General features: G+C 57.3%; 27 protein-coding genes and 1 riboswitch. Of the genes, 19 read left to right on the top strand and 8 right to left on the bottom strand.

From position 1 onward, the window contains the following. Positions 1–12 precede the first annotated feature (12 nt). The 4 genes from ACN28R_RS11720 to ACN28R_RS11705 form a co-directional block, all read right to left on the bottom strand. The gene (locus ACN28R_RS11720; RefSeq protein ID WP_048635566.1) at positions 13–855 is read right to left on the bottom strand and encodes an ABC transporter permease; all 843 of its coding nucleotides are present in this window, start codon (positions 853–855) and stop codon (positions 13–15) included. Beyond that, positions 845–1,765 (bottom strand): ABC transporter permease, encoded by a 921-nt coding sequence (locus ACN28R_RS11715; RefSeq protein WP_095834504.1) that lies wholly within the window; start codon positions 1,763–1,765, stop codon positions 845–847. Before ACN28R_RS11715 ends, ACN28R_RS11720 begins: the two co-directional genes overlap by 11 nt. Before the next feature lie 8 nt (positions 1,766–1,773). Further along, the gene (locus tag ACN28R_RS11710) at positions 1,774–2,895 is read right to left on the bottom strand and encodes an ABC transporter ATP-binding protein (RefSeq protein WP_095834503.1); all 1,122 of its coding nucleotides are present in this window, start codon (positions 2,893–2,895) and stop codon (positions 1,774–1,776) included. 139 nt (positions 2,896–3,034) lie between these two features. Next, entirely contained in the window at positions 3,035–4,090 is a 1,056-nt protein-coding gene (locus tag ACN28R_RS11705; protein ID WP_231604268.1) for a polyamine ABC transporter substrate-binding protein, read from the bottom strand. 193 nt (positions 4,091–4,283) lie between these two features. On the opposite strand from ACN28R_RS11705, the gene ACN28R_RS11700 reads away from it, so the two are divergent. Continuing rightward, positions 4,284–5,120 carry a MurR/RpiR family transcriptional regulator gene (locus ACN28R_RS11700; protein ID WP_048639598.1) on the top strand — a complete coding sequence of 279 codons (837 nt, stop codon included), beginning with the start codon at positions 4,284–4,286 and terminating at the stop codon, positions 5,118–5,120. A gap of 264 nt (positions 5,121–5,384) precedes the next feature. Here the strand turns inward: ACN28R_RS11700 and ACN28R_RS11695 are convergent, their stop codons facing one another. Further along, positions 5,385–5,528 carry a hypothetical protein gene (locus tag ACN28R_RS11695; RefSeq protein ID WP_183096770.1) on the bottom strand — a complete coding sequence of 48 codons (144 nt, stop codon included), beginning with the start codon at positions 5,526–5,528 and terminating at the stop codon, positions 5,385–5,387. 164 nt (positions 5,529–5,692) lie between these two features. On the opposite strand from ACN28R_RS11695, the gene ACN28R_RS11690 reads away from it, so the two are divergent. After that, positions 5,693–6,145, top strand: coding sequence for a hypothetical protein (locus ACN28R_RS11690; protein WP_236840221.1), 453 nt, complete (start codon positions 5,693–5,695; stop codon positions 6,143–6,145). A gap of 77 nt (positions 6,146–6,222) precedes the next feature. Here ACN28R_RS11690 and ACN28R_RS11685 read toward each other — a convergent pair whose 3' ends face one another. The 3 genes from ACN28R_RS11685 to ACN28R_RS11675 all read right to left on the bottom strand — a co-directional run bounded on the left by ACN28R_RS11685 (position 6,223) and on the right by ACN28R_RS11675 (position 9,291). Beyond that, entirely contained in the window at positions 6,223–7,083 is an 861-nt protein-coding gene (locus tag ACN28R_RS11685; RefSeq protein WP_095834501.1) for a GHMP family kinase ATP-binding protein, read from the bottom strand. Then, positions 7,076–8,149 carry a threonine-phosphate decarboxylase CobD gene (gene cobD / locus ACN28R_RS11680; protein ID WP_095834500.1) on the bottom strand — a complete coding sequence of 358 codons (1,074 nt, stop codon included), beginning with the start codon at positions 8,147–8,149 and terminating at the stop codon, positions 7,076–7,078. The genes ACN28R_RS11685 and cobD overlap by 8 nt, the downstream gene beginning before the upstream one ends. A gap of 83 nt (positions 8,150–8,232) precedes the next feature. Next, the gene (locus tag ACN28R_RS11675) at positions 8,233–9,291 is read right to left on the bottom strand and encodes an NAD(P)-dependent alcohol dehydrogenase (RefSeq protein WP_048639594.1); all 1,059 of its coding nucleotides are present in this window, start codon (positions 9,289–9,291) and stop codon (positions 8,233–8,235) included. Between the two features lie 551 nt (positions 9,292–9,842). Then, positions 9,843–10,053, top strand: a riboswitch (cobalamin riboswitch). Positions 10,054–10,287: 234 nt separating this feature from the next. Between ACN28R_RS11675 and ACN28R_RS11670 the strand changes: the two genes are divergently transcribed. From ACN28R_RS11670 to ACN28R_RS11590, 17 genes are all read left to right on the top strand, one after another. Further along, on the top strand, positions 10,288–11,700 hold the full coding sequence (locus ACN28R_RS11670; RefSeq protein WP_095834499.1) for a cobyrinate a,c-diamide synthase: 1,413 nt from the start codon (positions 10,288–10,290) through the stop codon (positions 11,698–11,700). Between the two features lie 2 nt (positions 11,701–11,702). Beyond that, positions 11,703–12,665 (top strand): adenosylcobinamide-phosphate synthase CbiB, encoded by a 963-nt coding sequence (gene cbiB, locus ACN28R_RS11665; protein WP_095835794.1) that lies wholly within the window; start codon positions 11,703–11,705, stop codon positions 12,663–12,665. A gap of 11 nt (positions 12,666–12,676) precedes the next feature. Beyond that, positions 12,677–13,321 (top strand): cobalt-precorrin-8 methylmutase, encoded by a 645-nt coding sequence (locus tag ACN28R_RS11660; RefSeq protein ID WP_048639593.1) that lies wholly within the window; start codon positions 12,677–12,679, stop codon positions 13,319–13,321. A gap of 23 nt (positions 13,322–13,344) precedes the next feature. Then, positions 13,345–14,469: a cobalt-precorrin-5B (C(1))-methyltransferase CbiD gene (gene cbiD, locus ACN28R_RS11655; protein WP_095835793.1), complete on the top strand. Its 1,125-nt coding sequence runs from the start codon at positions 13,345–13,347 to the stop codon at positions 14,467–14,469. Continuing rightward, entirely contained in the window at positions 14,466–15,065 is a 600-nt protein-coding gene (locus ACN28R_RS11650; RefSeq protein ID WP_048639592.1) for a cobalt-precorrin-7 (C(5))-methyltransferase, read from the top strand. Before cbiD ends, ACN28R_RS11650 begins: the two co-directional genes overlap by 4 nt. Further along, the gene (locus ACN28R_RS11645) at positions 15,058–15,627 is read left to right on the top strand and encodes a decarboxylating cobalt-precorrin-6B (C(15))-methyltransferase (RefSeq protein ID WP_048639591.1); all 570 of its coding nucleotides are present in this window, start codon (positions 15,058–15,060) and stop codon (positions 15,625–15,627) included. Before ACN28R_RS11650 ends, ACN28R_RS11645 begins: the two co-directional genes overlap by 8 nt. After that, on the top strand, positions 15,620–16,429 hold the full coding sequence (locus ACN28R_RS11640; RefSeq protein ID WP_048639590.1) for a cobalt-precorrin-4 methyltransferase: 810 nt from the start codon (positions 15,620–15,622) through the stop codon (positions 16,427–16,429). The genes ACN28R_RS11645 and ACN28R_RS11640 overlap by 8 nt, the downstream gene beginning before the upstream one ends. Continuing rightward, a complete protein-coding gene (cbiG, locus tag ACN28R_RS11635) occupies positions 16,410–17,465 on the top strand; it encodes a cobalt-precorrin 5A hydrolase (RefSeq protein WP_048639589.1) in 1,056 nt (351 codons plus the stop codon). The genes ACN28R_RS11640 and cbiG overlap by 20 nt, the downstream gene beginning before the upstream one ends. Then, positions 17,465–18,190: a precorrin-3B C(17)-methyltransferase gene (locus tag ACN28R_RS11630; RefSeq protein WP_048639588.1), complete on the top strand. Its 726-nt coding sequence runs from the start codon at positions 17,465–17,467 to the stop codon at positions 18,188–18,190. The genes cbiG and ACN28R_RS11630 overlap by 1 nt, the downstream gene beginning before the upstream one ends. Then, a complete protein-coding gene (locus ACN28R_RS11625) occupies positions 18,187–18,984 on the top strand; it encodes a cobalt-precorrin-6A reductase (protein ID WP_095834498.1) in 798 nt (265 codons plus the stop codon). Before ACN28R_RS11630 ends, ACN28R_RS11625 begins: the two co-directional genes overlap by 4 nt. A gap of 1 nt (position 18,985) precedes the next feature. Continuing rightward, entirely contained in the window at positions 18,986–19,780 is a 795-nt protein-coding gene (cbiK, locus tag ACN28R_RS11620; RefSeq protein ID WP_095834497.1) for a sirohydrochlorin cobaltochelatase, read from the top strand. Next, the gene (locus tag ACN28R_RS11615) at positions 19,780–20,490 is read left to right on the top strand and encodes a cobalt-factor II C(20)-methyltransferase (protein WP_095835792.1); all 711 of its coding nucleotides are present in this window, start codon (positions 19,780–19,782) and stop codon (positions 20,488–20,490) included. The genes cbiK and ACN28R_RS11615 overlap by 1 nt, the downstream gene beginning before the upstream one ends. 253 nt (positions 20,491–20,743) lie before the next feature. Next, entirely contained in the window at positions 20,744–21,475 is a 732-nt protein-coding gene (gene cbiM / locus ACN28R_RS11610; protein WP_095834496.1) for a cobalt ECF transporter S component CbiM, read from the top strand. Between the two features lies 1 nt (position 21,476). After that, on the top strand, positions 21,477–21,758 hold the full coding sequence (locus ACN28R_RS11605) for an energy-coupling factor ABC transporter substrate-binding protein (protein WP_048639584.1): 282 nt from the start codon (positions 21,477–21,479) through the stop codon (positions 21,756–21,758). Continuing rightward, entirely contained in the window at positions 21,745–22,422 is a 678-nt protein-coding gene (locus ACN28R_RS11600) for an energy-coupling factor ABC transporter transmembrane protein (RefSeq protein WP_095834495.1), read from the top strand. The genes ACN28R_RS11605 and ACN28R_RS11600 overlap by 14 nt, the downstream gene beginning before the upstream one ends. 13 nt (positions 22,423–22,435) lie before the next feature. Further along, positions 22,436–23,251 (top strand): ATP-binding cassette domain-containing protein, encoded by an 816-nt coding sequence (locus ACN28R_RS11595; RefSeq protein WP_095834494.1) that lies wholly within the window; start codon positions 22,436–22,438, stop codon positions 23,249–23,251. Continuing rightward, on the top strand, positions 23,248–24,774 hold the full coding sequence (locus ACN28R_RS11590; protein ID WP_095834493.1) for a cobyric acid synthase: 1,527 nt from the start codon (positions 23,248–23,250) through the stop codon (positions 24,772–24,774). Before ACN28R_RS11595 ends, ACN28R_RS11590 begins: the two co-directional genes overlap by 4 nt. Positions 24,775–25,089 lie beyond the last annotated feature (315 nt).

Below are 25,089 nucleotides of genomic sequence, written 5' to 3'. Positions count from 1 at the left end.
CATGACTTTCCTTTAATTATTTTCATTTCTATTTCTAAGATATAAACCCGCTGCGGCGATTAGCAGCGATACCAAAATCAACAGCGTGGCGATGACATTGATTTCAGGCTTTATTCCGCGCCTGATCATGCCGTATATCTGAACGGGAAGGGTGGTGGCGTCAACGCCGGAGATAAAATAAGTGATAACCAGATCGTCCATGGAAATAATAAACGCCAATAACGCGCCACCAATAATACTGGGTAATAACATCGGTAGCGTAATGCGCCGAAACGTCACCCAGCTGTTTGCGCCCAAATCATAAGAGGCTTCTTCCAGCCGGGTATCCATTCCCGCCAGCCGGGCGCTGACAATCAGAAAAACGTAGCTGCACAAAAAGGTGCAGTGGCCGAGAATAATCGAGGTTCTTCCCAACGGAATACCCGCGTTGACGAAAAATATCAGCAATGCGATGCCTAATATGATATCCGGCATCATCATCGGCATGTATAGCAGGAATCGGTAGAACCCTCTGAGATAGAAACGGTAGCGCATTAACGCCAGTGCGGTCATGGTGCCGATGATCGTCGAAATAACGGTGGTGATCAGCGCGATGATTAAACTGTTCTTTAACGCATTGAGCACCTGATCGGTGGAGTCGATATACAGCGCATTGTCTGCAAGATGATTACTCATGCCGAACAGCGATAAATACCAGTCAAAACTGAATCCCTGCCATATCATCATATTGATGGGATTGGCGTTAAAGGAGTAAATCGCAATCAGAAATATGGGAAGATAAAGAAAAAGAAAGAACAGCACGCCATAGCAATTAAATAGCCATGCCATTATCCGTGAAACAATATTACTCTTCATCGTTCCTCCTGCTTGATATTCCGCCGGCGCCGGCATGGGAATAGCGACTGCTCAGATACAGATAGAGCAACAGCGCGAATAAAACCATCGACATCAGCAACATGGCCAGCGCGGCGCCAAACGGCCAGTTTCTGGCGGAGAGAAACTGTTGTTCGATTAAACTGCCGATCATCACCACCTTTGCGCCCCCCAGCAGCGAGGGCACAATAAAATTGCCGAGGCTGGGGATGAACACCATGATGGAGCCGGAAATCACGCCGGGCAGCGTCAGCGGAAAGATAACCCGGAAGAAGGTTTTAACCCGGTTGGCGCCCAGGTCATAGGAGGCCTCAATCAAATGATGGTCGAGCCGCTCGACGCTGGCGTAAACCGGAAGAAACATAAAGGGGATGTAGATATACGCCATGCCTATTAATACCGCTTGTTCGGTATAGATCAGATCCAGCGGCCGGGCGATTACCCCCATCGTTTGCAACACGGTATTCAGAAACCCGGTCGGGCGCAGAATCAATACCCAGGCGTAGAGGCGAACAATCAGGCTGGCAAAAAAAGGCAAGGTGATAAGGAATAATAAGAAATTACGAATCCTGGGCGATTTGTTTCTTACCCAGAATGCGATCGGATAGCAGATGATCAGAGAAATGACCACGCTCATTAAGGCAATACGAAAGGACGTCAGAATGATTTTCAGATAAAGAATATCAAACTCTTCCTGCGTTCCGTCCGCCCAGCCCAATATGCGGCCATAGTTGTCAGAGTAATAACTCCACTCTACGCCGCCATACATGCCCGGCGTGAGTATGCTGAATACCACCATGATCGCCAGCGGAATAAACAGGCAGATTGCCAACAGCAGGGTCACTGGCGATAACAGCCCGATAAGCGGAATAGATTTTTTCCATTCAGACATGGGAACCCTCAGCGCGGCAACAGATGACAAGCGGTAACGGCATACCAAAGCGTGATGGCATTTCCCGGCGACAGATCGTCTTGGCGTGCGGAATCGGTCAGATGAATCAACGCCTTAATGATGTCTCCCTGCGCGGAATGCAGAATGACCTCGATATCGGTTCCCATAAAAATCACCTGACTGATAACGCCACGGACTTCGGCATAGCGAGTCTGGTCGTCATTCGGTTTTACCAGGTGGAAATGCTGAGGTCGCAATAACAGCCATAACCGCTCCCCCTCCTGACAAGGTTGACGGTCGCTCGCCAGCCAGGATCCTCCCGTTTCACTGGCTAGCAATACTGTTCCGGCCATTTTTTGCCTGACCTCTGCGGCAATCATATTGCCTTCGCCGATAAAGCCGGCCACAAAAGGGTTGGTCGGCGTATGGTAAATCGCCGCCGGCTTATCGTTCTGCTGTATCTTGCCGCCATTCAACACGATGATGCGATCGGACATGGTCAGGGCTTCGTCCTGATCGTGGGTGACGAAAATAAACGAGATACCGAGTTCGGACTGCAGGCGTTTAAGTTCGAGCTGCATACTTTTGCGCAGATTGCGATCCAGCGCGGAGAGCGGTTCGTCCAGCAGCAACAGCGTCGGATGATTAATAATGGCGCGCGCCAGCGCGACGCGTTGCTGCTGACCGCCGGAGAGCTGAGCTGGGCGGCGTTTTTCCATATTCAGCATTCCCACCATTTCCAGCGTTTCCGCCACGCGGCGGTTGCGCTCCTCACGCAATACGCCGCGAATATCCAGGCCGTAACCGACATTATCCGCCACGCTCATATGGGGAAATAGGGCGTAGCTTTGAAACACGGTGTTCACCGGCCGTAAATGCGGCGGTATGTGGTTCATTTTTTTCCCTAAGATCAATAATTCTCCGGCATCCAACTGCTCGAACCCGCTAATGATCCTGAGTAGCGTGGTTTTGCCGCATCCGGATGGGCCAAGCAGTGTGACGAACTCATTGTCTTTTACCGAAAAAGAGAGGTCGTCCAGTGCCTTGACGCTATTGCCTTCAGGGGTTTGGTAATATTTAACGGCCTTGTCAAGCGACACGACGGTACGAAAGTGGTGGTCATGACTCATTGTCTATCCCAAATGCGAAATACCCTGGGGTCGGGTTTGATTAAATGTGGTGCTGAGACGCGCAGTCATGGTCATCTCATGCGCTTTCATTACGCGCATCGAGCCATGCCGGTTCGATGCGCGATGGTGACGCTACGGATTAGTTCGCGCTGCGGAATCGTGTCCAGGTTCTGTCGTACAGGCGCAGATCTTTGCCCAGATCGCCGAATATCTGTAGTTTCTGGCGGATCTCTTCCGGCGGATTGGCTGCCGGATTGTTTTTCAATGCATCGGGGAGTAACGCTACGGCATCGCGGTTTGGCGTGCCGTTCATCTGCTGCGCGGTATTCATCGCCGCAATTTCAGGCTGCAAAAAGAACTCCATAAACTTTTTCGCATTCTCTTTATTCGGCGCGCTGGTCAATACGCACATATTTTCCTGATACATGGTTGCGCCCTCATCAGGAATGACGTACGCCAGATTTTCCGGATCCTGCGACACGTACATCAGCGCGCCGACAAAATAGTGCGCGGCCGCCACGTCGCCGGATTGCACCAGCGGAATACTTTCATAGGTCAATGCGGATATTAATGGCTTGCGCGCGGTTAACCAGTCGGATGCCAGCTTCAGATCGTCCGGATTGGAAGTGTTGACGGACTTGTGGTTAACGATTAAGCCAACGCCCAGCGTTTCGCGCATATCATCGAGCATGATCACCTTTTTCCCTTTCTCGGCTTCGGCGAAGAAATCTTTCCAGGAGGTAATCGGCTTATCGACTTTTTTCTTGTTATAGAAAATGCCGACGGTGCCCCAGGCGTAGGGAAGACAATATTCGCCGGTGGGGTCGCTCTTGGCCCGTAAAAACGCCGGGTCGATATGTTTAAAGTCGGGGGAGAGGTTAATATCCGTACGCGCCAACAGCTTCAGCGCCGCCATGGCGTCCTGCATATGCACGGAAGGAAAGACGATATCGTAGCCGCTGGCCCCGGCCTGTATTTTGGCCAGCATCTCTTCATTACTGCCATAGGTATCGAGTTTTACATTAATGCCGGTTTCCTGGGTAAATCGCGTCAGGACTTCCGGGTTGATGTAGTCCCCCCAGTTATATAGCCGTAACTCACCCGCCGCTTTCGCCGGTAAGCTACTGAATACGCATGATAATACTAACCCGAAAATGATGCCCTTCATCCAACTTAGCCTGTTAATGATGTACATTTTTCTTCTCCGGTGGGTTTGCTATTTAGCCATGGGGACTAAACTGATATGTTGTTTGACAGAATTATGTCTTTTGGGATTACTTTGCAATTAATATGCCAAGGAAAGGATAGGATGGCGGTTTAAGGTATTTTTATGTCACGATATTTATATTTGGTATTTATATACCTTTTTCTATCAATGAGGTAACACTATGCTTGACGCCAGGGTGGAAAAGCTGGAAGGCAATTTGACGCCAGCGGAAAGGACGCTTTGGGCCTATATCAACGCAAATCTTGAGAATATCGCGTTCGAAAATGGTGCAACACTTGCTCAAAAAAGTGGCGTTAGTCCTAATACCGTTAGCCGTTTCTGCCGCCGCTTGGGCTACAAAGGATTAAAGGGACTGAAGGAAGATCTGCGCGATGAGGTAAGAGTAAAGTCATTGCTCAATACCACCTTGCTGGCGCGTGTCGAGCAGCAAAACGACGATTTAACCGTGCATCTCAATAATGAGATAGAGGCGCTGGTTAAATTCTGGGAGCAAATCGGCAGCCAGCACTGGCAGGATATTGTCCAGTGCGTCAGTCAGGCCGAGCATGTTTTTGTCTGTGGTTTTCAGACGATCCGCGGCCTGACGGAGGATTTCGCCAACCGACTGTCGCTGGTGAGAGCCAATGTCGAGTTCCTTGATCTTTATGGCGGCGTATTGGGCGGGTGGATTGATAGTTACGACAAACAGTGCTGTGTCCTGCTCATCGATATCGCTCCCTATGCGGATGCAGGCATCGCCTTTGCCAATGAATGTATTAGGGAAAAAGCCGATCTGGTGGTTTTCACCGATGAGTACGGCATCGCCAAATACATGAATACCCCGCATATTGTCACGATCACCACCAAAACCGGGCTGATACTGGAATCCACCGCCGGATTGGTCAATGCGCTCAACGTTCTGCTGCACTGCGTGGCGGGCCGCAACCGCGATAAGCTGAAACAGCGTCTGGAACGTTTTGAAAGCCGCGTGAAGCGTCTAAACCTCTATCGAACGTAGCCGATCTGAACAGCCTGTTTATACGCGAGCCGGTCGGCACCGCGTTGCCGACCAATAAATATCCTGGAATCAGGAAGTTGTTTTGATTGAATCAAGAATAAGTAGGCTGATGTAACTAGATGTTTATAAGGATATTTTCAGGATGATTCCGCATTGTTTGCTGATTGTTGTACTTTTATTATTCTCTCGTGATATCCCATCAATACTGAGGTAAACATGAGTCGTATATTTAAAATCATTGGGGTGATTACATTAATCACGGCGTTAAGTGGTTGCCTGTTCCCGCCTCCGGGCGGCGGCGGCCATGGCGGTGGTGGTCACGGTGGTGGTCACGGCTTCCAGGATACGCATGACAGTCAGATGGGGCCACGTTAAGTTTTTGCCCGCCATACCAGGAATAAATACCATTCACAGGCAGGTTTCTCCTGCCTGTTTTTTTACTATCCCTTTCCCGCGTTTTCCTTTTTTATGTCGACGCCATTAACGATGCTAACGTAATGATGTTGATGTTATTATTCGCTGCGGTTTTATATTGTGTAAGACAACGGTTGTCCGAATACAGGAATGGAATGATGCAAAAATTACGTTATATACTCGGCCTGGTGGCGATGCTCTCATTGGCGCAGATGGCAGGTATCAGCGGCGCTTACGCAGAAACGCCGCGACCGCCGATTGCCAATATTGTGAAGGCATATCAGGGAACGGAAGGGGCGCAGGTATGGACGTTACGTATTGGCGAGCCAGCGGAGTCACAGGCGTTAGTGCAGATTACCGGCATCGATCATGACTGGAACGGTAAAATCCAGAAGATGAACGTTGAAAAGCTGTCCAATAGTACCCGTTACTGGCTGAACGTGAATAACAACAAGTTTGTCGTACTGATTTTGAATCAGGGTTACGGTGAACTTTACCTGCCGGGTGAAGCGCAACCCGTTCATATCGGCTACAGCAAAGACCTGTCCGATCAGGGGAATGCGCAAGCGTTTCTGACTGACTATTTACAGCAGTCCGCTGGAAATAACTAACGTTCTCACGGCATCCGGGGCGTTCTGCCGCGGATGTTGTCCCGCTGTCACTCCTCGCCGTTCTATGGATATCCCCATCACCGCACGCCGCCGGCGATCATCGGCAACAGATATTGAATAGGGTAATGCCGCGTAATTGCGCGCTGATGTAACTGCCGGTTTATTTTCTCCACATCGTGACGGCGGCGATCGAGCAACAGTCCGACTACGCTGCCGCTGTGCGCCACATTCAAGCCGTAAAGGCCGTTGGCTTCGACCACATCCAGCAACGTGTTAAAGGCCGGTTTGCTGAGCGTCTGTTGGCTGGCAATGGCGCTGAGAGTGCAGGCTTCCCCCAGCCGGTGGCGATTTTGTGTGGCAACCGCCGAGCGGAACAACTGCCAGGCGCGCTCCAGCTCTCCGGCGTGATGCAATAGCGCCTGCCGCCGATCGCGGCGGTGGTAGTCGGCGGTGTCCAGCGTTTGCGGACTTTCCAGCAGCAAGATATCGATGGCCGGCAGCCAGTCGCAGGAAATGGCGGTTTCAGCGGTTTGATGATCAAACAGCGTAAGCTGGCGAAACAGCGTGCTGTCGGTCGGCTCCAGCCGGACGCACAGCGCGGCGAGGGTCGCTTCATCCAGCGTTTCCCCCAGATGGCGGGCGGCAGCCAGCGCGGTAGCGGCGATATCGGCGGTACTGCTGGCCATTCCTTTGGCTACCGGAATGGTAGACGTAAAATCGATGTGCAATCCGCGCGTGGTATCCGCCGGGTGACCGAAATGCGCGACTACCGTTTCCAGCATGCGCCGCATCCGCGGGCGCTCATGCAATCCCGGCTTGCCATCCGTGACCGACACGGTGCTGAACCAGTCTACCGGGCAGGAGATCAGCTTCTCACCGCCGAGGATCCAGCCCTGAATCAGCTCGCCGCAGGAGGCCGGGCACCGCGCCTCAGCCATGGCCGAAAACCTGATGCAGCGCCGTAATCAGCCGTCTGTTGTCGGCGTCGCTTTTGATAGCGACCCGATAATGGCTGGCGGTCAGACCAGGATAGTTGGCGCACGAGCGGATCAGAATATGGTGGGTCAGCAACGCTTGCTGAAGGTCGATTTCCGGTCGCAGACAATGGAGAAAAATATAGTTGGCCGCCGGCTGCCAGACGCGAAGCTCGGGCATGGCGCACAGTTCCTGATAGAGACAGCGCTGCGCCTCGGCCAGCCAGCGGTGCGTCGCCGCGATATAGGCGTGGTCGTCCAGAATAATTTCACCGGCCAGCGCGGCGAACACATTGATGGTCCACGGCTCGCGCGCGCGTTTCATCGCGCTGATGGCGTTCCGATCGCCGCTGACCAGATAACCGAGACGCAGGCCGGGAATGGCGAAAAATTTGGTCAGCGAGCGCAGAATATAAAGCTGAGGGAATGCGGATAGGTACGGGATCAGTCCCGGCGCGTCGGACAGGAAGTCGATAAAGGCTTCATCGACGATCAGCGCGGTTCGCCGCTGCTGGCAACGCTCGGCGATGGCCAGTAGCAACTGGGGATCGGGCATCAGGCCGGTCGGGTTATTGGGGGTGGCGATAAACAGACAGTCATAGTGCGTATCGTCCAGCGCCGCCAGCAGCCGCTCATCGGGCTGAAAGCCGTCCGCTTCCGTCATGGCGTAATCATCAATCACACAGCCGGCCCGCTGTAATGCGCGGCGGTACTCGGTAAATCCCGGCGTCAGCAGCAGCGCCCGGCGTGGTTGAAGATACTGCGCCGCGGCATAGATTAATTCGGTAGCGCCGTTACCGGCGATAATATTGCCGGCTTCACAGCCGTGAACGCGGGCAAGCGCAGCGTGCAGCTCGCGGTATTCCACATCGGGATAACGCTCGGCGCATTCAAGCTGGCTGACTATCGCCGCTTTCAGCGAGTCCGGCATGCCCAGCGGATTGATATTGGCGCTGAAATCGATAATGTCGGTGGCATCCACGCCGATTTTTAATGCCATTTCCAGTATATTGCCGCCGTGTTCGCTCATTACTATCTCGTCTGTTTTTGCTACCTATTACCGGCATCAGAGTACCATAAGCGAGGGGATGGCACTCTGATGCCGTTACAACGTTAGAAGCTCTCTTTCAGAGAAGCCATTTCAATCACAAAGCGGTAATGCACGTCGCTTTTCAGCATACGCTCGTAGGCGGTGTTGATATCCTGCATGTTGATCATCTCAACGTCACAGCTAATGCCGTGTTCGGCGCAGAAATCCAGCATCTCCTGGGTTTCTTGAATACCGCCAATCAGGGATCCGGCAATGGCTTTACGGCCCATGACCAGCGGCGCGCTGTGCACCGTCGGTTCAATCGGCTCAATCAGCCCGACCAGGATCAGCGTGCCGTCACGCGCCAGCGTGGCCAGATAGGGATTGAGATCGTGCTGCATCGGCACCGTATCAAGAATGATATCGAAAGTGTTGGCGGCGATTTTCATTTGCTCGTCATCGGAAGAGATGATCACGCGATCCGCGCCCAGGCGGCGCGCTTCCTGCTCTTTGCCTGGCGAACGGGTGAATAGCGTGACTTCAGCCCCCATGGCTTTGGCAAACTTCAGCCCCATGTGGCCCAGTCCACCCAGACCGACAACGGCGACTTTATCGCTCGGTCCGACATTCCAGTGGCGCAGCGGCGAGTAGGTGGTGATCCCGGCGCACAGCAACGGCGCGGCGGATTTCATATCCAGCTTATCGGATAGGCGAAGCACGAATTTATCGGAAACGACGATCCGCTCGGAATAACCGCCGAAGGTCGGCAGGCCATCGTGACGGTCGACCGCGCCGTAGGTCAGAGTCATACCTTCTTCACAATACTGTTCCAGGCCGTCTTCACAGGCGTCACACTGCTGACAGGAATCCACCATGCAGCCGACGCCGGCCCAGTCGCCTTCTTTAAATCGCGTGACTGATTTACCCACGCCAACGACCTTGCCGATGATTTCATGTCCGGGGACGATGGGGTAATGGCTGTTTTTCCATTCGTTGCGCGCCATATGGATGTCGGAATGGCACACGCCGCAATAAACAATATCGATGACCACATCATCTTCTCGCGGATCTCTGCGGACAAACTGATGTGGGACTAACGGGCTGGCGGCATCAAGCGCAGCAAAACCACGTATATTCTGCATTCTATTTTCCTCTCCATTTATTGCACGACATCAAGGGATTGAATCCTGGATTCAGTATGATGCATATCTTGGCTAATGTGGGTATGAATTTGTGATATGTCTCATCGGCATGGTGGGGCGGCATAACGCATGATGACAAAATTTTGCTATTTGACTTTTATCATACCGGCACTGAATAGTGCGGATTTTCGCGATGAAGAGAACAATAATTTGTTATTCCTGCGCGAAAATAAGCATCGCTAAACGATAAAGTTCACCATTTTTTTTGGCATGAAAGGGCTATATTGAGTTTGACGATAAACGTGGTCTTACGGTTTTCATCCTTGTGCACACCACCATCGTCGACCGTCAGCCACCACTGTCATCTGCGCCAACCACCACGCGTCAGTAGGCGGGGATCGCCTGTTGAAACCGTGGACGGTCATTGACTGATTCCCGCCTACGCGGCAATGACGGGGTTAGGGAAGATGACGATGAACAGTTTATTTAAAAAGATATAGCAGGCATATAAACGCTAATGCGGTGTAAATAAAAAGTTAAAAATGAAATAACCATTGTATCGCTGTCAGGTAAGAATCTTTTCAAATGATTCTGCTGGGAAGGGGGTGAGAATCCCCCGCAGCCCCCGCTGCTGTGATGCCGACAAATCCGTATCCCCGATGGATTGCAAAAATGAAGGGGAGAGCCACTGATCGTAAGATTGGGAAGGCGCGGAGGAGGATGACGCTAAGCCAGAAGACCGACCTGACAAGCTATACCCGTCATACTTCAAGTTGCGGGTGCGTTGGCTTTCCTTGCTCACCCCAGTCACTTACTGGTGTAAGCTCCCGGGGATTCGCTGCGTCGCCGCCTTCCTGCAACTCGAATTATTTAGGGTATGTATATATTCAACTCCTTCGGTGGGAAGCGGGTTGTCATCCGATGCGTGCGTCAGCAATGCTGGCTGCGCGTACTCTTTTGACACTGCATATCCCGGCCGAAACGTCGGGATTTTTTATGTCAGGCTGCAGTGAAAAAAAACCGCATAAGCGCGGGACGGATAAAAAAGCCTTTGTGATCGCCGGTACCGGCAGCGGCTGCGGCAAAACCACCGTCACGCTGGGGATCCTGCGGGCGTTGATGCGGCGCGGGCTTGCCGTCCAGCCCTTCAAGGTCGGGCCGGATTATTTGGATAGCGGCTGGCACAGCGCGGTATGCGGCGTGGCCTCCCGCAATCTGGACGCCTTTATGCTGCCGCCGGCAACGCTGAACGGTTTATATCGCCAGCACATGCGCCATGCCGATGTGGCGGTGATCGAAGGGGTGATGGGGCTGTACGACGGTTACGGCACCGATCCGGACTATTGCAGCACGGCGGCGATGGCGAAGCAGCTGGGGTGCCCGGTGATTTTGCTGGTGGACGGCAAAGCGGTATCGACGTCGGTGGCGGCCACCGTGATGGGCTTCTGCCGTTTCGATCCGGCGGTGAACATCGCGGGCGTGATTGTTAATCGCGTCAGTTCGGCGCAGCACTACGCGCTTATTCGCCATGCCATTGAACACTATTGCGGCGTTCCGGTGCTGGGGCGGCTGCCGGTCATGGAAGAGGTGACCTTGCCTTCCCGTCACCTCGGTCTGATCCCGGCGCAGGAACAGGCTAATGACGATCTCCGCTGGCGGCAACTGGCCCGGCAGGTGGAAGAAACCATTGAGGTAGACCGTCTGCTGGCGCTATGCGGCAACACGGTATTCCCCGCCGGCGAGGCGCCCGCGCTGCCCGCGCCTGAGCTGGCCGACGGCCTGACGCTGGCGTTAGCCGATGACGAAGCCTTCAATTTTTACTACCCGGATAATCTGGATCTGCTGGAGCAGGCCGGGGTGCGTATCCAGCGTTTCAGTCCGCTTTACGACCAGCAGCTTCCCGACTGTCAGATGATTTATATCGGCGGCGGCTATCCGGAAATCTACGCGCCGCAGCTGGCGGCCAATACCGCGATGCACCGCGCCCTGCATCGGGCGCACCAGCGCCGGATCCCGCTATATGCCGAATGCGGCGGCCTGATGTATCTGGGAACGGGGCTGACCACGCTCGACGGACAGCGTCATACCATGACCGGTATTCTGCCCGGCGAAAGCCGGATGGGAAAACGGCTGACCCGCTTTGGCTATTGTCAGGCGCGGGCGAAGCAGGACACGCTGCTGGCGGCGGCGGGTGAAACCCTGCGCGGGCACGAGTTCCATTACTCCGATTTTTCCACGTCGCTATCTCCCGTCTTCGACTGCGCCAAATCCCGCGACGGCGCCGTGATCCAACAATGGCAGGGCGGCTATCAGCTCGATCAGACCTATGCCGGCTATCTGCATATTCATTTCGCCCAGCGTCCCGGCGTGCTCGATCGCTGGCTTTCCGCCGCCAGGAGGCCGCTATGACCTTGACGCCGGCGGCCTGGCTCGTCGCTTTTTTACTTGATTATTGGCTGGGCGATCCTCCGCACTGGCCGCACCCGGTACGCTGGATCGGCAATCTGATCGCCTGGCTGCAACGGGGCATTCGCGCCTGCTGCCGCAGCGAGCGAGCGCTTAAGCTGGGCGGCGGATTGCTGTGGCTGGCCGTGGTGGGCATCACCTGGGGAGTCAACTGGGGCGTTTTGGCGCTGCTGACGGCGATCCATCCGTGGCTCGGCTGGCTGGCGGAAGTGTGGATGATCTACACCTGTCTGGCGGGGCGTTGCCTGAGCGACGCGGCGCTGGCGGTTCATCAGGCATTGCGGCAGAGCACGTTGGAGGAAAGCCGTCGACAGCTCTCATGGATCGTCGGGCGCGATACCTCGCAGCTTGAGAGACCGCAAATCACCCGGGCGGTGGTGGAAACCGTGGCGGAGAACAGCATCGATGGGGTGATTGCGCCGCTGTTTTTCCTGCTGATCGGCGGCGCGCCGTTGGCGATGGCCTACAAAGCGGTGAATACCCTGGATTCGATGGTGGGTTACAAAAATTCGAAATACCGGTCGATCGGCTATGTTTCCGCAAGGATGGACGACCTGGCGAACTATGTCCCCGCCCGGTTGGGATGGTTGCTGCTGAGCGCCGCCGCCTGGCTGCTAAAGGACGATTATCGGCAGGCGTGGCGCATCGGCTGGCGCGATCGTTACCAGCACGCCAGCCCCAACTGCGCCTGGTCGGAAGCCACGGTGGCGGGGGCGCTGGGGGTGCGGCTTGGCGGGCCGAACAACTATTTTGGCGAGCGGGTAGAAAAACCCTGGATTGGCGATGAACGCCGGGAAATTACCCTGAGCGATATCCCGCGCAGCATCAATCTGATGAAAGTGGCTTCTTTACTGGCCTTAATGCTGTTTAGCGCCGCATATTTTCTGCTGTCGGTCATGACGGCATAAGGAACGGACATATGAACTATCTTCAGCAGCCGCAGGACATCGAACGGCAAAGTTTTGTCATTATCGGCGACATCATCGCCAGCGAGCGGCCCGATTACCGTTTCGCCGATGCGGATCGCGAAGCGATCGTTAAGCGCGTGATCCACACCACGGCCGATTTCGACTGGCTGGACACCCTGTATTTCTCGCCGGATGTGGTGACGCGGATCGCCGACGGCCTGCGCGCCGGCTGCACGCTGTACACCGATACCACCATGGCGCTGTCGGGCATCAATAAAACGCTGCTGGCGAAACTGGGCTGCGAGTGCCGCTGCTTTATCAGCGATGCGCGCGTGGTCGAGCGGGCGAAGGCCGGGAATATGACACGCTCGATGGCGGCGGTGGATGTGGCGCTGGAAGAACCGGGCAGCAAGCTGTTTGTGTTCGGCAATGCGCCGACCGCGCTGTTCCGGCTGTTGGAGCATTGCGCGGAAAAACCGGCCTCGGCGCTGGCGGTTATCGGCGTGCCGGTGGGGTTTGTCGGCGCGGCGGAATCGAAGGCGGCGCTGATAAATAGCGCGCTGCCGTGCATTGCCGCGCGCGGCCGCAAGGGCGGCAGCAATGTGGCGGCCGCCATCGTCAATGCCATTCTGTATCGCATACGGGAGACGCTGTGAACGCCGATCGCCAAAAGCCGGAAATGCAGTTGGACAGCGTCTGGCACAACGGTAAGCAGTACCGGAAAGGCTACACCACCGGCTCATGCGCGACGGCGGCGGCCAAGGTGGCGGCGCTGATGGTGCTGCGCCAGCAGGTGATCGATCAGGTGTCTATCGTCACCCCCTCCGGCGTGACGCTGTATCTCAACGTCGAACAGCCGCTGATTGAAGGCCGGCAGGCGACGGCGGCGATCCGCAAAGACGGCGGGGACGATGTGGACGCCACGCACGGCATGCTGATTTTCGCCCGCGTCACCCTGTGCGAGCACGGCGATATTCATATTCGCGGCGGGGAAGGCGTCGGCACCGTCACGCGCAAAGGCATCGGCCTGCCGGTAGGCAGCTCGGCGATTAACCGCACGCCGTTGCAAACCATTGAAGCCGCGGTGCGTGAGGCAATCGGCCCGGCGCGCGGCGCGGAAATAGAAATTTTCGCCCCGGAAGGCGAAGCGCGGGCGAAGAAAACCTACAACGGACGCCTGGGGATCCTCGGCGGGATCTCGATCATCGGCACCACCGGCATTGTGACGCCGATGTCGGAAGAGAGCTGGAAACGCTCGCTGGCGCTGGAGTTGGAAATGAAACGCGCCGCCGGCGAAGATCGGGTGATTTTGGTGCCCGGCAACCACGGCGAACGGTTCGTGCGCGAACAGCTCGGGTTGGATGGACAACGGGTGGTGACCATGAGCAACTTCGTCGGCTACATGTTGCAGGAAACCGTAAGGCTTAAATTCCGCCATGTGGCGCTGATTGGCCATCCCGGCAAGCTGGTCAAGGTGGCGGCGGGGATTTTCCACACCCACAGCCATATCGCCGACGGGCGCATGGAAACCCTGATCGCCAATCTGGCGCTGATGGGCGCGTCCCAGGATGTTTTGCTGGCGGTTAATCAGTGCGATACCACCGAAGCGGCGATGGAAGTGATTGCGCAGCACGGCCTGCAGGCGGTGTATGAGCGGATCGCCCGGCGCATTTGCGAACGGGTAAACGAGATGATGCGCTTCTCCAACGATCCGCCGCGCGTTGACGCCATTCTGTTCTCTTTTGATAACCAGGTGCTGGGAACCAACCGGCCGCTGGCTGATATCGTGGAGGCGCTGCGATGATTGTGGTCGTCGGCATTGGCCCCGGTTCTCTGGCGCATCTGACGCCGCAAGCGCGGCAGGCGATCGCCGCCGCCGACATATTGGTCGGCGGGGCGCGTCATCTGGCGCTGTTTCCTGACTTTCACGGCCGGACCCGCAAACTGGATGCCGATATCGACGGGCTGCTGGCGTGGCTTGACGAGCACAAATCCCGTCAGGTGGCGGTGCTCGCCTCCGGCGATCCCTTGCTGTACGGCATCGGCAAGCGTCTGTCCGCCCATTTCGCTACGGATGAACTGCTGATCGTGCCCGGCATCAGCGCCGTGCAGTATCTGTGCGCCCGCGTCGCGCTGGATATGAATGATCTTTATCTCACCAGCAGCCACGGACGTACGCCGGATTTCGATTGGATCCTGCAACACGACAAGGTGGCGATGGTGACCGACAAAATTATCGGGCCGCGGGCCATCGCCGACGCCATTTTGCAACGGAAACTGACGCGCACGTTGATTATCGGCGAAAACCTGTCGCTGCCGGATGAACGTATCCATCGCCTGCCACCGGAGAAGGTGGCGCAACGCTATGACATGAATGTGGTGGTGATCCTCAATGAATGATGATGAATTTTTACGCGGCCAGCGGGTGCCGATGACCAAAGAAGCGGTGCGGCTGTTGGCGCTGGAACGGCTGGAACTGGCGGGCGCGCAACGCCTGATTGACGTCGGCGCCGGCACCGGCAGCGTATCGCTGGAGGCGGCGCTGCGTTTTCCGGCTCTTCAGGTCACCGCCATTGAACGCAATCCGGCGGCGCTGGCGCTAATTGAAGAGAATCGCCGGCGGTTCGGTTGCGGCAATGTGGAGATTATCGCCGGCGCCGCGCCATTACCGCTGGCGCTGATGGCGGATGCGGTATTTATCGGCGGCAGCGGCGGACAGCTGACGGAACTTATCGACTGGTCGTTGGCTCACCTGCACCCCGGCGGACGGCTGGCGCTGACCTTTATTCTGCTGGATAACCTCAATACGGCGCTGACGCATCTGCAGTCGCTGAATGTGGCGTCGCTGGCGTGTACGCAGCTACAGGTTTCATCCCTGACGCCGCTCGGCAGCGGCCATTACTTTAAACCGAACAACCCCACCTATCTTATTTCCTGCTGCAAGGAGGGAACACATGTCTGAGCATGACGAGACACAGCAACAGGCTAAACAACCGCGCACGTTTGATCCCCGCAAAATCTGGTTTGTGGGCGCCGGGCCGGGCGACCGCGAGCTGATTACGCTTAAAGGCTACCGCTTATTGCAGCAGGCCGACGTGGTGATCTACGCCGGGTCGTTGATTAATACCGAGTTACTCGGCTACTGCCGGCCGCAGGCGGCGTGCTACGACAGCGCCGGGATGACGCTTGAGCAGATCGTTTCGCTGATGGTGACCCGTTCGCGCGCGGGCAAGCTGGTGGTGAGACTGCAAACCGGCGATCTCTCGCTGTACGGATCGATTCGCGAGCAGAGCGAAGCGCTGGCGCAACACGACATCGGTTTCGTCTCCGTTCCCGGCGTCAGCGCCTTTCTTGGCGCGGCGGCGCAGCTCGGCGTGGAATACACCGTGCCGGAAGTGGCGCAAAGCCTGGTGATCACCCGTATCGAGGGGCGTACGCCGATGCCGCCGCTGGAACAACTGGAAGCCTTTGCCGCCCATCAAACGTCGATGGCCATCTTCCTGTCGGTACAGAATATTGACGGAGTGGTGGAGCGGCTGACGGCCGGCGGCTATCCGACGACCACGCCGGTGGCGGTAGTGTACAAAGCCACCTGGCCGGAAAGCCGCACGGTACGCGGCACGCTGGCCGATATCGCCGAACAGGTGCGGGCGGCGGCGATTTGCAAAACGGCGCTCATTCTGGTCGGCGCCTTCCTGGGCGATGAATACCACTATTCCAAACTCTATGACGCGGGGTTTAGCCATGAATATCGTCAAGCCTGAATCGATCGCCGTGTTTTGCCTGACGCCCGGCGGCGTGCGTCTGGCCCGGCGCTTGCAAACGCATTTGCCCCTGACCTGTTTCACCAGCGAAAAATTGCTGGAACCCGGTTTTACGGCGTTTAACGGCAGCTTCGGCGACACGCTGCGCGAAGCGTTCAAAAGCTATACCGCGCTGATTGTGGTGGGCGCCACCGGGTTGACGGTGCGGGTTATCGCGCCGCTGGTCAGCGATAAGATGACCGATCCGGCCGTGGTGGTGATTGACGAGCAGGGGCAACATGTTATCAGCCTGCTCTCCGGTCATGTCGGCGGCGCCAACGCGTTGACCCGCTATCTGGCGGGGGTGCTGGGCGCCGATCCGGTGATCACCACCGCCACGGATGTCAATCAGATGGCGGCGCTGGATACGCTGGCGGTGCAGCTGGATGCGGAAATACAGGACTTTCGCCATGCGGTGAAAGTGGTGAATCACATGCTGGTCAGCGAGCGCAAGGTCGGCCTGTGGTGGGATGAATCCTTGTATGCGGAGCGCGCGCGTTGCGATGTGCGCGGCTTTATTCCGGTGGAGAGTCTGGATACGCTGCCGCAGCTGGATGCGCTGGTGTGCGTTACGCTGCGCGACGCCTTGCCCGCGTTTCCCCTGCCGATGTTCAAACTGGTGCCGCGTCGCGTGGTGGCGGGGATCGGCTGCCGCCGGGCGACCTCGTTGCAAACGCTGGTTGAGCTGCTGTCGCAGCAGTTGGCGGAAAACCATTTTGATCCGCTGGCGTTGCGCGCCATCGGCAGCGTCGCCATCAAGCGGGATGAACCCGCGTTGCACCAACTGGCGCAGTGCTGGCGGGTTCCTTTCGAGTTGTTCAGCGTTGATGAACTCAGCCCGCATGAACAACGTTTCCCCGCTTCTGAATTTGTACGCCGAACGGTCGGCGTCGGCAGCGTTTCACAACCGGTCGCCTGGCTGATGAGCGACGGCAAGCTGGTTGGCAATACCCTGCGTCGGCAGGGCGTCACCATTACCCTGGGAGTATCGCATTGATGTTAACCGTAATCGGCATTGGGCCGGGCAGTGAATCCATGATGACGCAGGACGCCATTGCGGCCATCCGCGAGGCGGACATCGTAGTGGGCTACAAAACCTATACCCATTTGGTGAAGCCATTAACCGGTGACAAACAGGTGATCAAAACCGGCATGTGCAAGGAGATCGAACGCTGCCAGACGGCGATCGACCTGGCGCTGGCCGGTCACAACGTGGCGCTGATCAGCAGCGGCGACGCGGGCATTTACGGTATGGCCGGGCTGGTGCTGGAACTGGTCGGCCAGCAACAGCTGGATCTGGAGGTCAGGCTGGTGGCCGGCATCACCGCCAGCATCGCCGCCGCGTCGCTGCTGGGCGCGCCATTGATGCACGATTTTTGTCATATCAGCCTGAGCGATCTGCTGACGCCGTGGCCGGTGATTGAAAAGCGCATTGCCGCCGCCGCGCAGGCCGACTTTGTGATCTGTTTCTATAATCCGCGCAGCCGCGGCCGTGAAGGCCATCTGGCGCGGGCGTTCGAGCTGATGAGTCCGTGGACCGCGCCGCAGACGCCGGTCGGCGTGGTCAAAGCCGCCGGACGTAAAAAAGAGGAAAAGTGGATCACCACGTTTGGGGAAATGGATTTCACGCCGGTGGATATGACCAGTCTGGTGATTGTCGGCAATAAAACCACCTATTGCCGCGACGGGCTGATGATCACCCCCAGAGGTTATGAACTGTGAGCGGCCCGGCGATCCATGTTTTCGGCGGCACCAGCGATGCCCGGCTGATTTGTCAGGCGCTGGATGCGGCGGGCGAATCTTACCGCCTGTCCGTCGCCACGGACACGGGAAAACAGCTGGCGGGCAATATCGCCGGCGAGGTGGTGGTCGGGCGCATGGATAAGGACGAAATGGCGGACTTTCTCGCCAGCCGGCAGGTTCGCTGGGTGGTCGACGCATCCCATCCCTATGCCGATGTGCTGCATCGCAATGTGGCGGCGGCCTGTCGCCGGTTGCAACTGCCGCTGACTCGCTATCAGCGCCCCAGCGACATCGACGCCATTGCTCATCCTCTGCTGCATAAAACGGATAGCCTTGAGGCGGCCTGCGCCATCGCCCGCCCGCTGGGACGACGGGTGCTGCTGACCACCGGCAGTAAGGATCTGGCGGCGTATCGGCAAAATCTGCCGGATAAACATCTGCTGGTCCGGGTATTGCCGACCGCGGCGGTGCTGGCGCAGTGCGAAGCGCTGGGGCTGGGCGTGGAGCAGATTATCGCCCAGTGCGGGCCGTTTAGCGACGCGTTTAATCAGGCGCTGTATGAGCACTGTCGGCCTGACGTGGTGATCACCAAAGAGTCCGGCGCGCCAGGCGGCTATCAGCAAAAGGTCGCTCCTTGTCTGGCGTTGAATATTCCCTGCATCGTGATATGTCGCCCCGCGCCGGCAGAGGACGCGGCGCCGGCGGATCGGGTCGCCTCGCTGGATGAATTTACCCAGCGTCTATCTCTCTGGCGGGCACAACGAGGATCATAAAATGAAAAAAGCACTATTAATTATCAGCTTTGGCACCAGTTACCCGCAAACCCGGGAAAAGAATATTGATGCCTGCGAACAGTTTCTGGCGGCCGCCTATAACGATCGCCATCTGTTCCGGGCTTTTACGTCGGAAATGATTATCCGCAAGTTGCGCGAGCGCGACGGCATACACATTGATAATCCCGCTCAGGCTTTGCAACGGCTGGCGGATGAAGGCTATCAGGATGTGGCGATCCAGTCGCTGCATGTGATTAATGGCGATGAATACGAAAAAATAGCGGCGGAAGTTCGCGCTTATCATCCGCGTTTTCAACGGTTGGCGCTGGGCGCGCCGTTGCTCAGCGGCTTTGACGATTACCTGCAATTGATGGACGCGCTTCAGGCGCAGATGCCGCCGCTGGCCGCCGATGAGCGGGTGGTGTTTATGGGGCATGGCGCCAGCCATCACGCCTTTTCCGCCTATGCCTGCCTCGATCACCTGATGGCCTCGCGCAACTTTCCGGCGCTGGTGGGGGCGGTGGAAAGCTATCCGGAAGTCGACCATATCGTCCTGCGCCTGCAACAGCAGGGCGTACGCAAGGTTCACCTGATGCCGCTGATGCTGGTGGCCGGCGATCATGCCATCAACGATATGGCCTCGAACGAAGCGGGCTCGTGGAAATCACAGCTGGAAGCGGCGGGCATTGAAACTTTCTGCTGGCTGCAAGGGCTGGGAGAGAATCCGCAGATCCGCCAGATGTTTGCCCGGCATCTTGCCGCGGCGCTGAACCATAAACAGCAGGAGGCGGCATGATGACCGGCAGACTGTATGCGTTAGGGGTCGGACCCGGCGCCAGCGATTTGATCACCGTGCGCGCCGCCCGTCTGATCGGCAAGCTCGATATTCTTTATGCGCCGGCAGGGCGTAAAGGCGGCGATAGTCTGGCGCTCTCCATCGTCCGGGAATACTTGTCGCCGGAGACGGAGATTCGCACCAATCACTTCCCCATGAGCGCCGATAACGCGGAGAAGGAAGCGGTCTGGGACGATATCGCCCGGCAGCTTACGGATGAGGTCGCCAACGGCAAGCAGGTCGGGTTTATCACCCTCGGCGACGCGATGTTATTCAGCACCTGGGTCTTTTTGCTGGTGCGCATCGGCCGCCAGCCGTGGCTGGAAATAGTACCGGGCGTGACCTCGTTTGCGGCGATCGCCGCACGTTCGGCGCTGCCGCTGGCGATGGAACGGCAGTCGCTGGCAGTGATGTCTTGCACGGCGCCGGAAGCGGATCTGGAGCAGGCGTTACGGACTCACGACAGCGTGGTGCTGATGAAGGTATATGGCCGTTTTGCCGCGGTGCGCTCGCTGCTGGCGCGCCTTGAGCTGTTTGAACATGCCCTGCTGATGGCCGATGCTTCTCTGCCGGGCGAACAGTGCTGGCGACGGCTGGATCAGGTAACCGATGACCAGCCGCTGCCGTATTTCTCCACGATCCTGGTGAATAAGCAGTGGCGCAGCGAATGACGGCCGCCGAAGGTAACGCGTCAGCGGCGTGATTTCAGCCACAAGCCCGGGTTCGTAGGGTGGTGGCGTTTGAACCACCCTGCGTCGGGCGCGTGCTACGACGTAGCAGGGAAATGACGACTTTATCGCGCACGAAATATTCTCCGATATGGCATATCCCCTTTATGGGGAACCTTCATGGGGAGAGCAGAAACAAAAAAAAGGTATTTCCGCAATAAAACGTAATAAACGATAGCCTGTTAAGGGGTAATCAATGGAACAACAATTAAAGAAACTCTCGCTATCCGGTCTGGCGGTGGCGCTACTACTGATGTTGGCGCCGCAGGAAGCGTTCGCCATGCACATCATGGAAGGTTTTCTGCCGCCGTTGTGGGCGCTGGCCTGGTGGGTGCTGTTTCTGCCGTGCTTGTTCGCCGGGCTGGTGCGTCTGCGCAAGATTGTGAGTGAAGACAGTAACCAGAAGGTTCTGCTGGCGCTGTGCGGCGCATTTATTTTCGTCCTTTCCGCCCTGAAGATCCCGTCCGTTACCGGAAGCTGCTCGCATCCGACCGGCGTCGGCCTGGCGGTTATTCTATTTGGCCCCACCGTGGTGGCCGTGCTGGGGGCGATCGTCCTGTTGTTTCAGGCGCTGTTGCTGGCGCATGGCGGTCTGACGACGCTGGGCGCCAACGGCATGTCGATGGCGGTGATCGGGCCGATTGTCGGCTACCTGGTGTGGCGGTTGGCCTGCAAAGCCGGAATTCGCCGGGATGTCGGGGTATTTCTGTGCGCCATGCTGGCCGACCTGGCGACCTATCTGGTGACGTCGCTCCAGCTGGGCGCGGCCTTTCCCGATCCGCAACTGGGCGTCACCGCGTCGATGCTTAAATTCATGGGCATCTTCTGTCTGACGCAGGTGCCGATTGCCATCGCCGAAGGGTTGCTTACCGTGATGATTTACGACCAGTTAACGAAACGTCAGCTTATTCATGCGGGGAGTCACTAACATGAAAAAGAATTTAATCCTGTTATCGCTGGTGATCGCGCTGGTGATCCTGCCGTTTTTCATCAATCACGGCGGTGAATACGGCGGTTCGGATGGCGAGGCGGAAACGCTGATCACCCAAACCGCGCCGGATTACCAGCCCTGGTTCCAGCCGTTGTATGAGCCCGCCAGCAGCGAGATTGAAAGCCTGTTATTTACCTTGCAGGGATCGTTGGGCGCGGCGGTGATTTTCTACATTCTTGGCTACTACCGCGGAAAACGCAGCGATCATGCTGGGAATTGACAAGCTAAGCTATCAAGGGCGCTGGCGGCAGGTGGATCCGATGCGCAAGCTGGCGCTGTATGGCCTGTTTCTGCTGCTGGCGATGACCACTCCGCCGCTGTATCAGGCGCTGCTGTTGGTCTTTATCGCCACGCTGACCTGTTGGCTGCTGCGGGTTGGCCCGTTGCGTTATCTGAAGTGGCTGTCGGTGCCGCTGGGTTTCTTGTTGGTAGGGGTGGTGGCGATTGTGCTGTCGGTATCGCGCCAGCCGGAAACGCTGTGGTGGGGGATCCCGCTGGGGTCGTTCTGGGTCGGCATCGATCCGCAGGGATTGCATACGGCGCATCAGACCTTCTGGCGCAGCCTGGCGGCGCTGTCGGCGACCTTCTGGTTCGTGCTGAACACGCCGTTTCCGCAGTTGATCCAGATCCTGCAACGTTGCCGGGTGCCGAAGCTGCTGACGGAGCAAATCCTGCTGACCTGGCGCTTTATCTTTATTTTTCTGGATGAGGCGCTGGCTATCCGCCGCGCGCAGTCGCTGCGTTTTGGTTATTCGTCGCTGGGCAGCAGTTATCGTTCGCTCTCCATGCTGATCGGAATGCTGTTTATGCGGGTTATGATGCGTTACCAGCAGATGGTCATTTCGCTGGAAATCAAGCTGTACCAGGGAGAGTTTCATCTGTGAGAAGAGAACAACGATGCTGGCAACCCGACAATTGAATTTTCGTTATCTGGATGAACCGATACTGCGCGATCTGTCGCTGGATTTCGGGCGGCATGCCGTCACCGGAGTGATCGGGGCGAATGGCTGCGGTAAATCGACGCTGTTTATGAACCTGACCGGCATTCTGCGCCCGCAGAGCGGCGCGGTGCTGTGGAACAACCAGCCGATCGATTACCGCAAGGCTGGGCTGCGCACGCTGCGTCAGCAGATCGCGACGGTGTTCCAGGATCCGGAACAGCAGATTTTTTATACCGATATCGACAGCGATATCGCGTTCAGCCTGCGCAATCTCGGTATGGATGAAACGATCATCGCCCAGCGGGTGGATCAGGCGTTAACGCTGGTGGATGCGCAGGCGTTTCGCCATAAGCCGATTCAGTACCTCAGCCACGGCCAGAAAAAACGCGTCGCCGTTGCCGGAGCGCTGGTGATGGAAGCGCCTTATCTGCTGCTGGATGAGCCGACCGCCGGGCTCGATCCCGCCGGGCGCGAACAGATGATCGCCATCATCGAACGCATTGTGGCGCAGGGGAAACGGGTCATCATCTCCAGTCACGATATCGACCTGATCTACGCGGTGTGCGGCTATGTGTATGTGCTGTCGCACGGACGACTGGTCGGCGAAGGGGAAAGCGCCGAGGTCTTTTTGCGACGGGACCAATTACAGGCGGCCTCTCTGGTGCAGCCCTGGCTGGTTAAGCTGCACAGTGAACTGGGACTGCCGCTGTGTAAAACCGAACAACAGCTATTTGCGCTGCTGCGCGAGCACCGAGCGGGAGGAAACGCATGAGCCTGTCCATCATGTTGCAGGGAACGGCCTCCGATGTGGGGAAAAGCGTACTGGTCGCCGGTCTGTGCCGGATTTTTACCCAGGATGGCTACCGTTGCGCGCCGTTTAAATCACAGAACATGGCGCTGAACTCGGGGATTACGCCGCAGGGCGAAGAGATGGGGCGGGCGCAGATATTTCAGGCCGAAGCGGCGGGCATTGAGGCGGACGTGCGCATGAATCCGGTTCTGCTCAAACCGACCAGCGATTGCAAGTCGCAGGTGGTGCTGATGGGCAAAGCCGTCTGCAATATGGATGCGCTGACCTATCACCAGTACAAGCCGCAGTTACAGCGGCAGATCGGCGAGGTTTACCACAGTCTGGCCGCCGAATATGACGTGATGGTGCTGGAAGGGGCGGGCAGCCCGGCGGAAATCAATCTGCGCGATCGGGACATCGTTAATATGGGCATGGCGGCGATGGCCGGTTGCCCGGTGTTGCTGGTGGCCGATATCGATCGCGGCGGGGTGTTCGCCGCCATCTACGGTACGCTGGCGCTATTGCGTCCTGAAGAGAAAGCGCGGGTGAAAGGGGTGATCATCAACAAATTCCGCGGCGACGTGGCGTTGCTCAAACCGGGTCTGGCGCAGATTGAAGCGCTGACCGGCGTACCGGTGATTGGCGTGATGCCCTGGCTGGACGTTGAACTGGAGGATGAAGACGGCGTGGCGCTGCAAACCGGTAAATATGGCGGCAGCGCGCAAAAGGCGCTGGATATCGCGGTGGTGCGCTTGCCGCACATCGCCAATTTTACCGACTTTAACGCGCTGGCGGCCCAACCGGATGTCCGCCTGCGTTATACCGCCGATCCGTCGGCGCTGGCGGATGTCGATTTGATTATTCTGCCCGGCAGTAAAAATACGCTGGGTGATTTGCAGTGGTTACGGCAAAACGGGCTGGCCGCCGCGCTGCAGACGCGACAGCGTGCCGGCGTGCCGGTTATCGGTATCTGCGGCGGCTATCAGATGTTGGGACGACGGATTATCGACGGCGTGGAATCGGACATCGGCCAGATGGACGGCTTGGGCTTGCTGGATGTGGAAACCGAATTCGCGGCGGAAAAAACGACCACCCGCGTTAGCGGAAACTGTCAGCCAACGCTGCCGGGCATGGCCCTGGCCGGATCGGAAACGCCGATTTCCGGCTATGAAATTCATATGGGAACGTCGCGCCTGGGCGCGCAGGCTGAACCCTTTATCCGCCTGACGCAAAGCAACGGACAGCCGATTACCCGATACGATGGGGCGGTTAACGCGGATGGCAGCGTGATAGGCAGCTACATTCACGGCCTGTTTGATAATGACCGTTTTACCCGCGCGCTGCTGGATACATTACGCCGGCGTAAAGGATTGGCCGCCTTTGACGGCGAGGTTTTTGACTATGCCCGCCACAAGCAGCGGCAGTTCGACATTCTGGCCGCTGCGATGCGCGAGCATATTGATATCGCAGCGATATATGGGTTTATGGGGGCGGGTAGGTGCTAGTTTTCGACCCCACCCCAACCCTCCCCTTCGCAGGGGAGGGCGTTTAGCTCCTCCCCCTGACAAGGGCTGTCTCTTATACACAAATGTAGGGGCTATGACGGGGTTTGCCGTTATCCGGCGTAAGAAATTATGCTGAGGAGATAGCAGGCTTAGGATGAGCCGCACGGACGCGGCGAAAGCTTGCGCCACGTAGGGAACGTGTCGCAAGCGGTCCGTTAAGCCTGATACCGACGAAGGCATCGCGCAGCGACATAATTTAGCCGCAAGCCGGGGTTCATAGGGGGCTGGCGTTTGAGCCCCCTATGTCGGGCGCGT

The organism is Brenneria goodwinii, assembly GCF_002291445.1.
Classification (GTDB): Bacteria; Pseudomonadota; Gammaproteobacteria; order Enterobacterales; family Enterobacteriaceae; genus Brenneria; species Brenneria goodwinii.
The sequence above is the reverse complement of the archived record's forward strand: the minus strand, read 5'-3'. Positions and strand labels throughout refer to the sequence as shown.